11 protein-coding genes and 1 pseudogene are annotated in these 13,915 nt (G+C 69.6%); 7 read left to right on the top strand and 5 right to left on the bottom strand.

Annotation, left to right across the window (positions count from 1 at the left end; all coding sequences use genetic code 11):
* Positions 1 to 26: 26 nt before the first annotated feature.
* From C8E96_RS04130 to C8E96_RS04115, 4 genes are read left to right on the top strand one after another with little or no spacing between them, the layout of a single operon-like run.
* Positions 27 to 1,571, top strand: coding sequence for an ABC transporter ATP-binding protein (locus tag C8E96_RS04130; RefSeq protein ID WP_091383992.1), 1,545 nt, complete (start codon positions 27 to 29; stop codon positions 1,569 to 1,571).
* Positions 1,571 to 2,689 (top strand): ABC transporter permease, encoded by a 1,119-nt coding sequence (locus C8E96_RS04125; RefSeq protein ID WP_091383991.1) that lies wholly within the window; start codon positions 1,571 to 1,573, stop codon positions 2,687 to 2,689. Before C8E96_RS04130 ends, C8E96_RS04125 begins: the two co-directional genes overlap by 1 nt.
* On the top strand, positions 2,686 to 3,945 hold the full coding sequence (locus C8E96_RS04120; RefSeq protein WP_091383990.1) for an ABC transporter permease: 1,260 nt from the start codon (positions 2,686 to 2,688) through the stop codon (positions 3,943 to 3,945). Before C8E96_RS04125 ends, C8E96_RS04120 begins: the two co-directional genes overlap by 4 nt.
* On the top strand, positions 3,942 to 4,325 hold the full coding sequence (locus C8E96_RS04115) for a cytidine deaminase (RefSeq protein ID WP_091383989.1): 384 nt from the start codon (positions 3,942 to 3,944) through the stop codon (positions 4,323 to 4,325). The genes C8E96_RS04120 and C8E96_RS04115 overlap by 4 nt, the downstream gene beginning before the upstream one ends.
* Here C8E96_RS04115 and C8E96_RS04110 read toward each other — a convergent pair.
* Together C8E96_RS04110 and C8E96_RS04105 are read right to left on the bottom strand one after the other, a co-directional pair.
* The gene (locus tag C8E96_RS04110; RefSeq protein WP_091383988.1) at positions 4,322 to 4,828 is read right to left on the bottom strand and encodes a hypothetical protein; all 507 of its coding nucleotides are present in this window, start codon (positions 4,826 to 4,828) and stop codon (positions 4,322 to 4,324) included. The genes C8E96_RS04115 and C8E96_RS04110 overlap by 4 nt on opposite strands.
* A gap of 105 nt (positions 4,829 to 4,933) precedes the next feature.
* A complete protein-coding gene (locus tag C8E96_RS04105; protein ID WP_091383987.1) occupies positions 4,934 to 5,434 on the bottom strand; it encodes a hypothetical protein in 501 nt (166 codons plus the stop codon).
* A gap of 141 nt (positions 5,435 to 5,575) precedes the next feature.
* Here C8E96_RS04105 and C8E96_RS04100 point away from each other — a divergent pair, with 141 nt between their 5' ends.
* A complete protein-coding gene (locus tag C8E96_RS04100) occupies positions 5,576 to 6,856 on the top strand; it encodes a thymidine phosphorylase (RefSeq protein ID WP_091384041.1) in 1,281 nt (426 codons plus the stop codon).
* Here the strand turns inward: C8E96_RS04100 and C8E96_RS04095 are convergent.
* On the bottom strand, positions 6,831 to 7,568 hold the full coding sequence (locus C8E96_RS04095) for a TetR/AcrR family transcriptional regulator (RefSeq protein ID WP_091383986.1): 738 nt from the start codon (positions 7,566 to 7,568) through the stop codon (positions 6,831 to 6,833). The two genes, C8E96_RS04100 and C8E96_RS04095, sit on opposite strands and share 26 nt — an antisense overlap.
* Before the next feature lie 98 nt (positions 7,569 to 7,666).
* Between C8E96_RS04095 and C8E96_RS04090 the strand changes: the two genes are divergently transcribed.
* A complete protein-coding gene (locus C8E96_RS04090; protein WP_091383985.1) occupies positions 7,667 to 9,181 on the top strand; it encodes an MFS transporter in 1,515 nt (504 codons plus the stop codon).
* Between the two features lie 1,402 nt (positions 9,182 to 10,583).
* On the opposite strand, the pseudogene C8E96_RS34575 reads toward C8E96_RS04090, so the two are convergent.
* Positions 10,584 to 11,213, bottom strand: a pseudogene (locus C8E96_RS34575) (hypothetical protein); the annotation flags it as partial.
* Positions 11,214 to 11,477: 264 nt separating this feature from the next.
* Between C8E96_RS34575 and C8E96_RS04080 the strand changes: the two are divergent.
* Positions 11,478 to 12,581: an adenosine deaminase gene (locus tag C8E96_RS04080; RefSeq protein ID WP_091383984.1), complete on the top strand. Its 1,104-nt coding sequence runs from the start codon at positions 11,478 to 11,480 to the stop codon at positions 12,579 to 12,581.
* 52 nt (positions 12,582 to 12,633) lie between these two features.
* Here C8E96_RS04080 and C8E96_RS04075 read toward each other — a convergent pair whose 3' ends face one another.
* On the bottom strand, positions 12,634 to 13,887 hold the full coding sequence (locus C8E96_RS04075; protein WP_091383983.1) for a primosomal protein: 1,254 nt from the start codon (positions 13,885 to 13,887) through the stop codon (positions 12,634 to 12,636).
* Positions 13,888 to 13,915 lie beyond the last annotated feature (28 nt).

Raw genomic sequence — 13,915 nt, 5'->3', positions numbered from 1 at the left:
TCACCTCGATCGACAAGGAATCGACCGTGGCCACACAGGACACCGGCGAGCCAGGCGGACACCCCGCCGTTGAGCTGACCGGAATCACCAAGCGCTTCCCCGGCGTGATCGCCAACTCGGACGTGAACATCGCCGTCCAGCCGGGCACCGTGCACGCCCTCGTCGGCGAGAACGGCGCCGGGAAATCCACCCTGATGAAGATCCTCTACGGGATGCAACGCCCCGATGAGGGCACAATCTTCGTGGGCGGACAGCCGGTCGCCTTCACCTCTCCGGCGGACGCCATCAAGGCGGGCATCGGCATGGTGCACCAGCACTTCATGCTGGCCGACAACCTCACCGTGCTGGAGAACGTGGTCCTCGGCAACGAGCCGCGCTCCGGGCCCGGGTTGGACTTCGACACCGCCCGCCGCCGCATCCGCGAGATCTCCGACAACTACGGGCTCAACATCGACCCCGACGACCTGGTCGACGACCTCGGTGTCGGCGCCCGTCAGCGGGTCGAGATCCTCAAGGTCCTCTACCGCGGCGCCCGCACCCTGATCCTCGACGAGCCGACGGCCGTGCTGGTCCCGCAGGAGGTCGACGAGCTGTTCGGCAACCTGCGCGAGCTCAAGGCCGAGGGCCTGACGATCCTGTTCATCTCGCACAAGCTCGACGAGGTGCTCTCCGTCGCCGACGAGATCACCGTCATGCGCCGCGGCACCACCGTGGCCAGCGTGCTGCCCAAGGACGTCACCGCCCGCAAGCTCGCCGAGCTGATGGTCGGCAGCGCGCTGCCCGTCCCGGAGCTGCGCGAGTCCACTGTGACCGACCGGCCGGTGCTGGAGGCCCGCGGACTCACCGTGACCAGCGCCGACGGCCGCAAGCTGCTCGACAACGTCTCCTTCACCATCCACGCCGGTGAGGTCCTGGGCATCGCCGGCGTCGAGGGCAACGGGCAGGCCGAGCTGGTCGAGACGCTGATGGGCATCCGCGAGCCCGCCTCCGGCACCGTGCACCTCGCGGGCAAGGACATCACCCGCATGTCCACCAAGCACCGCCGCGAGTCCGGGATGGGCTACATCCCGGAGGACCGCCATCGACAGGGGGTGCTGTTGGAGGCGACCCTGTGGGAGAACCGCATCCTCGGCCACCAGACCCGCAAGCCCAACGCGCGTGGTCTCCTGCTCGACCGGCGCGGCGCGCGCGCCGACACCCAGCGGATCGTCGAGGAGTACGACGTCCGCACGCCGAGCATCGACGTGAACGCCTCGGCGCTGTCCGGCGGAAACCAGCAGAAACTCATCGTCGGCCGTGAGATGAGCAGTAAGCCGGACGTCCTGATCGCCTCGCACCCGACCCGCGGTGTCGACGTCGGAGCGCAGGCCGCGATCTGGGACCACGTCCGCAGGGCCCGCGCCGAGCAACTCGCTGTGCTGCTGATCTCCGCCGACCTCGACGAGCTGATCGGCATGTCCGACACCCTGGCGGTGATCCTTCGCGGCGCGATCGTCGCCCACTACGACCCGGCCACCGTCACGCCGGAGGAACTCGGCTCCGCGATGACCGGCGCTGGGAGGGAAGGCTGATGGGCAGGTTCTCCGCCCGCGCGATCGTGCTGGGACTGGCCGCGCCACTGGGCGCACTGGTCTTTTCCGCGCTGATCTGTGCGTTCATCCTCATGGTCACCGACCACTCGCCGATCGAGACGGTCGACGCCATGTCGGCCGCCGCGCAGCGGCCGCGGACGCTGGTCAACTCGCTCAACACCGCGACCACGTACTACCTCGCCGCGGTCGCGGTCGCGGTCGGCTTCAAGATGAAGCTGTTCAACATCGGCGTCGACGGGCAGTACCGGCTCGCCGCGATGCTGTCGGCGACCCTCGCGGGCGCGGCCTTCATGGACAGCCTGCCGTCGTTCCTGCGGATCACGATGACGATCCTCGCCGCCATGCTGGTCGGCGCCGCGTGGTCGGGCCTCGCCGCGCTGCTCAAGGTGACCCGCGGGGTCAGCGAGGTCATCTCGACGATCATGCTGAACGCGATCGCCACCTACCTGGTGTCCTACCTGCTCAACCCGGCGCGCCTGGCGCAGAACGTGCCGGGCAGCAACAACATCAGCACCCGCCCGATCACCGAGGGCGGACGCGTCGACGGTCTCGTGGTCACCGGGTCGACGTCGAAGATCTTCGCCCTGGTGTTCCTGGCCGTCGCGGTCGGATTCCTCTACTGGTTCGTGTTGACGCGCACCCGCTTCGGCTTCGAACTCAAGACCACGGGCCTGTCGGAGTCGGCGGCGGTCGCCAGCGGGGTCAGCGTCAAGAAGATGGTCGTCTACTCGATGCTCATCTCGGGCGCGGTCGCCGGCCTGGTCGGGATGCCACAGCTGCTCGGTGCTTCGTACTCCTACGCACTCGACTTCCCCGCCGGTATCGGGTTCACCGGCATCGCGGTGGCGCTGCTGGGCCGCAACCACCCGGTCGGCATGGCCGTCGCCGCACTGCTGTGGGGTTTCCTCGACAACACCGCGAACTCGCTCGACGTCGCAGGCGTCCCGCGCGAGATCGTCCTGATCATGCAGGGCGTCATCGTGCTCTCCGTCGTGGTGGCCTACGAACTCATCCGGCGCTACCGGGTCCGAGCCGAACAACATGAAGTCGGCCGTGCCCTGGGTCGGACCAAGACTCTTGAAGAGGTGTCGTCATGAGCGCCGGCGGGTTGACGGTCGGGATGGAGATCGCACCGGCCGCCAAGCGTTCGAAGCGCTTGTCGCCCATGGTGTACGTCCTCATCGCGGTGGGTGCGGTCCTGTTGCTGTCGCTGGTCCGGCTGCTCGCCGACGCGCGCGACCTGACCTCGGCGGGCACCGTGCAGGCCGCGATCACCGCGGCCGTGCCCCTGGCCATGGCCGGTCTCGCCGGACTGTGGTCCGAGCGCGCGGGCGTGATCAACATCGGCCTCGAAGGCATGATGGTGCTCGGCACGTTCGGCGCCGGGTACGCGGGCTACCAGTGGGGCCCTTGGGCAGGTGTCGCGTTCGGCCTGCTCCTCGGCGCCATCGGCGGTCTGCTGCACGCGATCGCCACGGTGACCTTCGGTGTCGACCACATCATCTCCGGTGTCGCGGTCAACCTGCTGGCGCCTGCCGCGGCGCTGTTCCTGTCGAAGCTGTACTTCGCCAAAGCGCCGGGTGGCGGGCAGAAGCAGTCACCCCGAGTCGAGGACGCCGCCAAGGTATCGGTGCCGGGCATCGCGGACCCGCTGGGCCGGGTCGAGGAAAAGGGATGGTTCTTCATCTCCGACCTCGCCGGAATCCTGCGCGGACTGCTCACCGAGGTCTCGCTGCTGTCGGTGCTGGCGGTCGCGCTGATCGTCGGCACCGTCTACGTCCTGTGGCGCACGCCGTTCGGCCTGCGGCTGCGCTCCTGCGGCGAGGCCCCGACCGCGGCGGAATCGCTCGGTGTCAACGTCTACAAGTACAAGTACTACGCGGTCGTCGCCTCCGGCGCGTTCGCCGGTCTGGGCGGCGCGTTCCTCGCGGTCAGCTCCGGTCAGTTCCGTGACGGGCAGACCGGTGGCCGCGGCTTCATCGGCCTCGCGGCGATGATCTTCGGCAACTGGCGGCCCGGCGGGCTCGCCACCGGCGCGGGCCTGTTCGGCTACACCGACGCCCTCGCGCTGCGCGGTTCCACGGCGGTCCACGCCCTGTTGCTGCTGCTGGGAATCGCCCTGATGTTCGTCGCCGTGATCCAGTTCCGGGCGGGCCACAGCGTGCTCTCCGGTGTGGCCGCTGCCCTGGGCGTGCTGTTCGGCTGGTGGTACTTCGTCAGCGACCAGGTCCCGGCGGAACTGGTCGGCGCGGCGCCGTACGTGGTGACCCTGCTGGTCCTGGGTCTGGCGTCGCAACGGCTGCGGGTCCCGCGCGCCATCGGCGAGGTCTACCGCAGGGGCGAGGGCAAATGATCGATTGGGACGCGCTTCGGGCCGAAGCCGTCCGCGCCGCCGCGTCGGCCTACTGCCCCTATTCGGGGTTGCGGGTCGGCGCGGCGGCGGTGGTCGACGACGGGCGGATCGTCACCGGCTGCAACGTCGAGAACGCGGCCTACGGCGTCGGCCTGTGCGCGGAGTGCACGATGGCCGGGCAACTGCTGATGACCGGCGGCGGCAAGCTGGTCGCCGTCGCCTGCCGCAGCGGCACGGGCGAGCTGCTCATGCCGTGCGGCCGGTGCAGGCAGGTCATCTTCGAACTCGGCGGACCGGACTGCCTGGTGGACACCCCGGCCGGTCCGGCGCCGATGTCGGCGGTACTGCCCGACGCGTTCGGGCCGGACCAGCTGCCTTAGGCCTTCTTCATCGTGACCACGACGACGTCGACCTGCCCTTGGTCGATCGCCACCGTGACGGTGTAGCCCTTGCCCGCGAAGTCGATGCTGACGACCTCGTCGCCGCTGAGCTGCGAGGTGTTCTCCCGGACGACCTGATACCCGGCCGGCGGCAGGGAAGTCCGGTAGTAGCCGAGTGCCTTCTCCGGCAGCACGCCGCTGACCAGCATCGACAGCTGTCCGTCGCGGCTCGCGTCGGTGACTTTGCCGCCGGGTGGAACCGGGAAGTCCTGGGGCATGCCCGGTGGTGGCACGGCCGCGACCGAGGTGGTCGTGACCGGCGTGCCATTCGGCGGTGGTGGCGGTGGCGTCTCGGTTCCGGAACCGGTGACAGCGGGGGACGAGGTGCCTGCCGCCGTGGTCGTCGTGTCCGAAGTGCCTGCCGCGGGCGGCGCCTCCTGGGCGCCGGAGCAGCCGCTGAGTCCGATCACCGCCACGACGGCGGCGACGAGGGCTCGTGACATGGAAGGTCCTTCCGTGCGACATCGGCACGCGGGTCAGGAACCGCGCGCACGTCCTCGGGAACGGTCAGCGGCCGTGGGCGGGCCGAGCCCGCCCACGGCCGGAGGTCACTTGCTGATCGTGACGGTGACGTGGTCGCCGTCCACCGCGACCTTGCCCTTGCCCGCGGCGCCCTCGAAGCCCACCGCGGTCGGCTCATCGCTGGTGATCTTGTATCCGGCGTCGGGCAGGGCCTTGCGGTAGAAGGCCAGGACCTTCTCCGCGCCCTCCCCGGTCACCGAGAACGAGCCGTCCGCGCCGACCGCCGACACCTTTGCGCCGCTGGGGACCGGGAAGTCCTTCGGTGCGCCCTTGGGCAGCGCGGGGTAGCTCAGCGGCGGCTCGGGCTCGGCGGCGGGCACCGACGATGGCGCGGGGGCCCCGGTGGCCACCGTCGCCACGGAACCCGACTGGGGCGCGCCGCTGGCGGGAGCCGCCTCGGTGGAGTTCGAGCTCGACGGGGCCTGCTCCGCGGGGGTTTCCCCGCTGCAGGCGGCGGTCGCGAGACCGAGGCACACCAGCGCCGTGGCCAGGGCCATCCGGTTGTTCTTCATCTTGATGATCTCCATGCAGGGTGTGGGAGCGGGAACCAGGTCGACCGGGCCGACGGATTTCGTCGACCCCGCTCCCCGGCGGTTCCCTTCCATCGAGACCGGAGAGTGTGGCCGAGGATACGGTTGACGAAGTATCGAGACTGTGGAGGCATGTCGGTGGAACGGTTCAGTGCGGTCGACGTCATCCGGGCCAAGCGCGACGGCGCCCGGCTCAGCGACGACCAGATCGACTGGGTGATCGACGCCTACACCCGTGGCGCGGTCGCCGACGAGCAGATGTCCGCCCTGGCCATGGCCGTTTTCCTCAACGGCATGGACACCGACGAGACCGCCCGCTGGACCGCGGCGATGGTCGACTCGGGGGAGACGCTGACCCTGCACAGCGACCGCCCGACCGTCGACAAGCACTCCACCGGCGGGGTCGGCGACAAGATCACGCTCCCGCTGGCGCCGCTGGTCGCGGCCTGCGGGGCGGCCGTCCCGCAGCTGTCCGGCCGCGGCCTCGGCCACACCGGCGGCACCCTCGACAAGCTCGAATCCATCCCCGGCTGGCGCGCGCGCCTCACCACCGAGGAGATCCTCGCCCAGCTCCGCGACGTCGGCGCCGTGGTCTGCGCGGCCACCGAGGGCCTCGCCCCCGCCGACCGCAAGCTCTACGCCCTGCGCGACGTCACCGGCACGGTGGAGTCGATCCCGCTGATCGCCAGCTCGATCATGAGCAAGAAGATCGCCGAGGGCGCCGACGCGCTGGTCCTCGACGTCAAGTTCGGCTCCGGGGCCTTCATGAAGACCGCCGACGACGCCCGCGCGCTGGCGAAGGCGTTGGTGGGCATCGGGGTGTCGCGGGGCTTGAAGATCTCGGCGCTGATCACCGACATGTCCATTCCGCTTGGTCGCGCGGTGGGCAACGCCGTGGAGGTAGCCGAGTCGATCGAGGTCCTGCGGGGTGATGGTCCGGCGGATGTCGTCGAGCTGACTCTGGCGCTGGCGCGCGAGATGCTCGACCTCGCCGGTCTGTCCGATGTGGACCCCGGGCGGATGCTGGCGTCCGGCGAGGCATACGAGACGTGGGCGCGGATGATCCGGGCCCAGGGCGGTGACCCGGAGGCGCCGCTGCCCGAGCCGAAGCACGTGCACGTGATCAAGGCCGACCGCGATGGAGTCGTCACCAAGCTCGACGCCTACGCAGTGGGTGTCGCCGCCTGGCGGCTGGGCGCGGGCCGGGCCCGCAAGGAGGACCCGGTGCAGGCCGCGGCGGGAATCCTCTGCCACGCCAAGCCGGGCGAGTCGGTGCGTGCCGGGGATCCGGTGCTGGAACTGCGAACCGACACGCCGGAGGCCGTCGACGCCGCACTGTCCACTTTGGTGGGTTCGTACGAGATCGGCGACACCGCCCCGGAGATCGGGCCGCTCATTCTCGAGACGCTGCGCCCTTAGGGAGCAGCGCGGCGACGCCGTCGAGGATGCGGTCGAGCCCGAAGTCGAACTCGGCGGAGTGGTCGTCGTCGGCGTCGAAGATGCCTGAGTCCACGACAGCGGTCAGCTCGGGGAAGGTGTTCGGGTCGATCAGTTTGCGGATGACGGCGGCGTAGTCGGGCATGATCTGCTCGCCGGGCGGCGCGACGACCTGGATCGCGAGCGTCGCGGCGTTGCGGGAGTAGCCGGTCACCAGCAGGATCGCCGACATCTTCTCGGCCGCGTCCAACCCGGTGCGGGACAGTGACTTCAGCCCGCTCTCCAGCCAGCCGAGCTGGTTCGGCGTCACGGGCGGGCCGGCGATCGGCACCTGGACCAGCCAGGGGCGGGTGATCAGCGCCAGGAACTCCGCCCGCGCCCAGTTCGTCAATCCCGCGCGCCAGTCGTCGGGCGACGGTTCGGGCGGGGGGCCGTAGCCCGCGTCGACCATCAGGGTCAGCAGCTCGTCCTTCGCCGTCACGTAGCGGTACAGCGACATCGCGCTGGAGCCGAGCTCTTTCGCGACCCGGCTCATCGACAGCGCGTCTAGGCCCTCGGTGTCCGCGACCGTGATCGCCGCCGCGACGATGCGGCCCAGGGTCAGGCCGGGCTTGGGGCCGCGGCTGGGCCGCTCGCCCAGCCCCCATGCCGCCTCGATGCTCCGGGGCAAGCCGGTGCTCGTCTGCTCCGCCATGTCCTCCGCTTTCCGGTCCGGGTTGACTCCACATCCTAGTTCTGCGTATAACTTACGCAGAAGCGCGTATGACATACGCAGTTAGAGGGGGATGCCCAATGAACGACAATCTCGTCGCCGGACGCAAGGAATGGATCGGGCTCGCGGTGCTCGTCCTGCCGTGCCTGCTGGTCTCGATGGACGTCAGCGTCCTGTTCTTCGCCCTGCCCTTCATCAGCGCCGACCTCGGACCGACGGCCACCCAGCAGCTCTGGATCATGGACGCCTACGGCTTCGTCCTCGCCGGCCTGCTGATCACCATGGGCGCGGTCGGTGACCGGATCGGCCGCCGCAAACTCCTGCTGATCGGCGCGGCGGCCTTCGGCGTGGCGTCGGTGGCGGCGGCCTACTCGAACTCCGCGGAACTGCTGATCCTCACCCGCGGCCTCCTCGGCCTGGCGGGCGCGACGCTCATGCCGTCCACCCTGGCCCTGATCCGCAACATGTTCCATGACGCCGCGCAGCGCAAGACCGCGATCGCGGTCTGGACCGCAGGCCTGACCCTGGGCGCGACCATCGGCCCCATCGTCGGCGGCTTCCTGCTCGACCACTTCTGGTGGGGCTCGGCGTTCCTGATCAACGTCCCGGCGATGGCGCTGCTGCTGGTCGTGGGCCCGCTGCTGCTCCCGGAGTTCCGCGCCCCGGAGTCCGGTCGCTTCGACCTGGCGGGCGCGGGCATGTCCCTCGTGGCGATGATCGCGGTGATCTACGGGATCAAGCAGCTCGCCGTCGACGGCCTCGCTCTCGACTCGGTCGCGGCGCTCATCCTCGGCTTGGCACTCGGCGCCGTGTTCATCCACCGGCAGCGCACCACGGCGAACCCGCTGGTCGACCTGGCCCTGTTCGCGAACCGGACCTTCAGCGCGGCGGTCACGGTCAGCGTGGTGAGCATGTTCTGCTTCATCGGGATCACCTTGTTCACCAACCAGTACCTGCAGCTGGTGCTCGGCATGAGCCCGATCAAGGCGGCGCTGTGGTCGCTCGCGGTGATGCCCGGGGTGATGGTGTGCATGACCATCTCCGGGATGCTCGCCAACAAGGTGCACGTGTCGAAGCTGGTCACCTCCGGCCTCGTCGTGCTCGCCTCGGCGTTCGTAGTGCTCACCCAGGTCCGGGCGGACTCACCGCTGTGGCTCGTCTTGGTCGGCTCAGGCCTGGTCGCGGGCGGCGTCCTGATGACGGTGTCCCTGCTGGCCGACCTGATCCTCACCGCGGCCCCCGCCGAACAAGCCGGTGCCGCATCGGCGGTATCGGAAACCGGCAGCGAACTCGGCGCCGCCCTCGGCATGGCCATCCTCGGCAGCGTCGGCGCGGCGATCTATCACGCCGACATGGCCGGGCGGGTGGGCTCGCTGCCCGCGGACCTCGCCCGGATCGCCCAGGAAACCCTCGGCGGAGCGGTCGCGTCGGGCGATCCGACGGTGATCACGGCGGCCCGCATCGCCTTCACCGAGGGCTTCACGATCACGGCGATGTTCGGTGCCGTGGTGGTCGCCCTGACCGCCGCCTTCGCCTACCGCACGCTGCGGCACGTGCCCGCACCGGCGAAGAAGGCGGAACCGGTCGCAGCCTGACTCGTGCGCCCCCGGTCCCGGCGACCGGGGGTCATTCGGGGGTCCCGGTGCGGACGTGCAATGGGAGCCCATCATGGGCTGCTCCCCGCCAGCGGAGTTGCGTCGGCGCCCGCTTCGGCGGCCATCGCCCGATGGGACGTGAGCAACCGCCTGCCCGGCACTACCCCTCGGCCTTTCCACGCTTACGCGCGTTCCAGGTGCCGCGAAGCGGGCATAAGGGTTGTGCGACTGGTGACCTGAGCGCGGTGTGAAACGAACAAGGCCCACCTCTCACGAGGTGGGCCTTGTCGTGTGTAGGAACCTAGGCGCCCGCGGCGATGTCGGTGTCCTCCGAGTTGTCGTCACGCACCTTGTCGGCCGACTTCGGGCCCTTGCCGTTGGTACGGCGGCGGTTTCCCTGGCGCGGCAGCGCGGTGGGCGGGGGCGGGCTGGGGGTGCCGCCGCCCATCATCAGCTCGGCGAACGTGGCCATGGCCTCGTCCAGGTGGCCGCCGATGCGGCGGACCGACTCCTCGTTGGTCTTCTTCATCATCGACTCGACCGACGTGTTGTCCGGCTGGTTCGACAGCGTGCCCTCGACCTTGGTCAGGCTCTGCTGGATCGACCCACGCAGCTCGTTGAGGCGGGCCGTGAAGCCGTCCTCGACGGTGTCCAGGCGGGTCGCCATGTCGTCGAGGTTCGCCAAGGCCTTCTCCAGGCGCTGCGCGAGCGCCTCCAGGCGGTCGCTGGCGTCCACGGTCTCCTTGGTCTCCCGCAGCGCTTCCTGCAGGGCCACGGTGGCCTCCTCAAGCTTGAGCGCGACCGCGTCGCGGGACTCGCCGAGGGAGGTGCCCAGTTCGAGGCGGGTGTTGTCGAGCTGCTGGACGCTGGTGTCGAGCTTGCCGTGCAGCGAGTCCGAGGTCTCGGTGAAGCGGCCGTGCAGCGCCTCGGTGGACGCCGCCAGCTTGCCCTGCAGCGCGGTCGCGGACTCCGCGACCTTGTCGATCACCGACGAAGAGGTCTCCGTGACCTTGCCTTCGATGGCCTGCGCCGACTCCGCGACCTTGCCCTCGACCGACGCCGAGCTCTCCGCGACCTTGCCGATCACCGACGAAGAGGACTCGGTGACCTTGTCGTGCAGCGAGGTGGACGTCTCGGCGAGCTGCGCCTGCAGCGACGCCGACGTCTCGACCAGCTTGCCCTCGAGCGACGAGGACGTCTCCAGCAGCGCGGTCTGCAGCGAGTCGGTGGACTCGGCCAGCTTGCCCTGGACGGCGTCGGTCGACTCGGTGACCTTGCCCTGAATCGAGGTGGAAGCCTCGGCCAACTTCCCGTGCAGCGACGAGGAGGCGTCCGCCAGCTTGCCGTGCAGCGACTGGGAGGTTTCGGTGACCTTGCCGGTCAGCGCCGTCGCGGTCTCCGCGAGCTTGCCCTGGACCGCGTCGGTCGAAGCGGTGATCTTCGTCTGCACCACGTCGGACGTCTCGGCGACGGTCCGCGCGAGGATGTCCTTGGTGCCGTCGAGGTGCTCGTGCACGCCCTCGTCGACCTCGTCGAGGCGGCCGCGCAGCGCGGTCTCCATGAGCTCGATGCGCTCGCGGACCGGGGTGCTCGCCAGGGACGGGACCTGGTCGATCTTGCCGTCCTGCTTGTCCAGGTGGTGGTCGAGTTCGTCGATGCGGCGGTGGATGTTGGAGAGCTTGTCCTCCAGCCCATCCATCCGGCCCGCGACACCCTCGAACCGCCCGGACATGCCGTCGAGACGGCCGTCGAGCTGCGCGAACGGGGTGGCGAGCTTGTCGACGATGCTGTCGACCGCGCGGGCGATGGCCGCGATCGCGTTGTCCTGAGACTCCAGCTTCGACATCGCCGCGTCCAGCCGGTCGGCCAGCACCGCGACCTCGGTGCGGTCCGGCATCTCGGACAGGCGCTTGCGCACCGACCCGATGGATTCCAGCGGCGACAGCCTGGCATGGATCTCATCCAGGGCGTCGAAGATCTGCTGCTGTTCGCTCTCACGGATCTCGGCCGCGCGCGTGAGCATGTTGCGCATCCGGTCGAACGACACCGTGGGGTTCGTGCTCTCGTTCACGGAGGTGACCTTCGTCCTGGGGAGGGGAGATGCAGACGACTGTGGGGAGCCTAGCCAGTCCCAAAAGGCGTCCATACACCACCCGTTGCTAGTTCGTCGGTCCAGACACGGACGATTGGACCGTTCGGCGTACAGCCGCGTTGCTTGATTCGCGACCGGGCCGAACCATACGTGACCGCGTGGCTACCCGATCGGGTGAGCCCACATTGTGAGTACCGTGTCTGCATGTCGAAGCATGTCGAAACTCCGGTGACCCCGGAGGCCATAGTCACCGCCCCCAAGGTCCTGCTGCACGACCACCTCGACGGCGGCCTGCGGCCGGGCACGGTTATTGATCTTGCCGAGGCCAACGGCTATTCCGATCTTCCGGCCACCGACGTCGACGCACTCGGCACCTGGTTCCGCGACGCGGCCGACTCCGGATCGCTCGTCCGCTACCTGGAGACGTTCGCGCACACGTGCGGTGTCATGCAGGACGAAGCGGCACTCGTCCGGGTGGCAGCCGAATGTGCGGAGGACCTCGCCGCCGACGGCGTCGTCTACGCCGAAGTCCGTTACGCCCCGGAGTTGTTCACCGAGCGCGGCATGGAACTCGACGCGATCGTGGAGGCCGTGCAGGCGGGGTTCCGCGAGGGCGAGCGCCGGGCCGCCGCCGCGGGCCGCACGATCCGCATCGGGACGCTGCTGTGCGCGATGCGGCAGAACGCGCGCTCGCTGGAGATCGCCGAACTGGCCGTGCGCTACCGCGACGCCGGTGTCGTCGGGTTCGATATCGCCGGCCCGGAGGCGGGCTTCCCGCCCACCCGAAACCTCGACGCCTTCGAGTACCTGCGCCAGCAGAACGCGCACTTCACCATCCACGCCGGTGAGGCGTTCGGCCTTCCGTCCATTTGGGAGGCCATCCAGCACTGCGGCGCCGAGCGGCTCGGGCACGGCGTGCGGATCGTCGACGACATCAAGGTCTCCGCCGACGGGTCCGTCCACCTTGGACGGCTGGCGTCCTATGTGCGCGATCGCCGGATCCCGCTGGAGATGTGCCCGTCGTCCAACCTGCAGACCGGTGCGGCGACCTCCATCGGCGAGCACCCGATCGGCCTGCTGACCTCGCTTCGCTTCCGCGTCACGGTCAATACAGACAACAGGCTGATGAGTGGCTGCTCGATGTCGAGCGAGATGGCGGCCCTGGTCGAGGCGTTCGACTACGGCTGGTCCGACCTGCAGTGGTTCACCATCAACGCGATGAAGTCCGCGTTCATCGGGTTCGAGGAGCGGCTGGCCATCATCAACGACGTGATCAAGCCCGGTTACGCGAAGCTCATGGGGCACTGAGACGAAGATGGCCCCGGCTCACAGGGAGCCGGGGCCATCGTCAGGTCAGTGCTTAGTGCGTACGCAGGCGGTCCTCGAAGTCCTGGACCAGCTTGTTCCAGGTCGCCGACTCCTTGTCGAACGGCGCGCTCGGCGCCATCCGGGTCGGGTCCGGGGCCAGGATGAAGCTGACCAGCCAGCCGAGGCTCTCGGACTGGTTGAGCGCCTCGCCGACCGACTCGTCGCCCGCCCAGTCGGCGGTGTCGGTGAGCAGCTCCACCGCGAGGTCGAGCTGGACCGGGTCGACCGCGTCGACGCCCTCGGCGAGGTCGTCGCCCAGGCCCTGCAGCACGTAGGTGTTGTCGGTCTCGACCTCCAGGTCGAGGCTGCCGTCGGTCGCCTTCGCGGCCACCGCGTCCCACGTGGACACCTCGGCGATGTCGTTCTCCGAGTGGTCGCCGTTCGCCAGGAACTTGGCCAGCCCGCGCGCCGACGTCGCCACGTCGATCTTGCCGTCGGAGCCCAGGAAGATCGGCTCGTCGTCGAGGTAGCAGCGCAGCGTGTAGTACTCGGACCCGTCGGTGATGATCTTGATCGGGTCGATGCCGACCTCGGACCAGAACGTCGGGGGAGCCTCTTCCTCGGCGGCCTCGACAGCGTCATCGTCGGCTTCGGCGTCGACCGGCTCGAGGTCGTCGTCCTCGGCGGCGGCCTCAGCGGCCTCGGCGTGGAACGCGACCAGTTCCTCGGCGCTCTTCTCCAGCGCGGTCTCGTCGACCTCCGGCGCGGTGACGACCGAGTCGAGCGCGTCGAGGACCTCGTCCCAGCGCTCGGCGATCGTCTCGGCCAGGTCGGTCCAGAGGCGCTCGCCGTCGCGGCCGGTGAACGGGAAGGTGCCCTGGTCGAGCACCGAGAACCCGTCGGCGGAGTTGAGGACCTCGTGCACCTCGTCGAGCTCGCACACGTCGGCGAGCGAGCGCACGATCGCGACGATGTCGGCGAGCTCGCTGATCACCCACGTGTCGGGCTCGTCGGCGACCAGCTCCGGCACGCCCACCAGGTCGTACTGGTGCGCGTCGTCGGGCATCAGCTCGGCCACCGACAGCGCGGGCACCAGGTGCCAGGCCGGGTGGTCGGACAGGTCGTGCTCTTCGGTGGTGCGGACGAAGGCCGCGAGGTGGGCGGCGTCGGGGAAGCCGTAGAGGTCGTCCTCGTGCCCGAGGAACGCCTCCCACTCCTCACCGTCTTCCCGCCAGCGCGGCGCCCACAGCGTGACGACGTCACCCTGCGGCAGCCCGAGCTCGATCGGGACGATGTCCTGGGCCATTGGAGGTCCTCCTGGTCGCGCAGCCATC

Source organism: Actinokineospora alba (assembly GCF_004362515.1).
Lineage (GTDB): Bacteria > Actinomycetota > Actinomycetes > Mycobacteriales > Pseudonocardiaceae > Actinokineospora > Actinokineospora alba.
Note: the sequence above shows the minus strand (reverse complement) of the source record. Positions and strands in the feature narration are given on the sequence as shown.

Excerpts from the sequence above, each read along its gene's own strand:
- C8E96_RS04110 (WP_091383988.1), bottom strand. The coding sequence starts at position 4,828 with ATGTCACGAGCCCTCGTCGCCGCCGTCGTGGCGGTGATCGGACTCAGC.
- C8E96_RS04080 (WP_091383984.1), top strand. The coding sequence starts at position 11,478 with ATGTCGAAGCATGTCGAAACTCCGGTGACCCCGGAGGCCATAGTCACC.
- C8E96_RS04090 (WP_091383985.1), top strand. The coding sequence starts at position 7,667 with ATGAACGACAATCTCGTCGCCGGACGCAAGGAATGGATCGGGCTCGCG.
- C8E96_RS04120 (WP_091383990.1), top strand. The coding sequence starts at position 2,686 with ATGAGCGCCGGCGGGTTGACGGTCGGGATGGAGATCGCACCGGCCGCC.
- C8E96_RS04115 (WP_091383989.1), top strand. The coding sequence starts at position 3,942 with ATGATCGATTGGGACGCGCTTCGGGCCGAAGCCGTCCGCGCCGCCGCG.
- C8E96_RS04125 (WP_091383991.1), top strand. The coding sequence starts at position 1,571 with ATGGGCAGGTTCTCCGCCCGCGCGATCGTGCTGGGACTGGCCGCGCCA.
- C8E96_RS04105 (WP_091383987.1), bottom strand. The coding sequence starts at position 5,434 with ATGGAGATCATCAAGATGAAGAACAACCGGATGGCCCTGGCCACGGCG.
- C8E96_RS04095 (WP_091383986.1), bottom strand. The coding sequence starts at position 7,568 with ATGGCGGAGCAGACGAGCACCGGCTTGCCCCGGAGCATCGAGGCGGCA.
- C8E96_RS04075 (WP_091383983.1), bottom strand. The coding sequence starts at position 13,887 with ATGGCCCAGGACATCGTCCCGATCGAGCTCGGGCTGCCGCAGGGTGAC.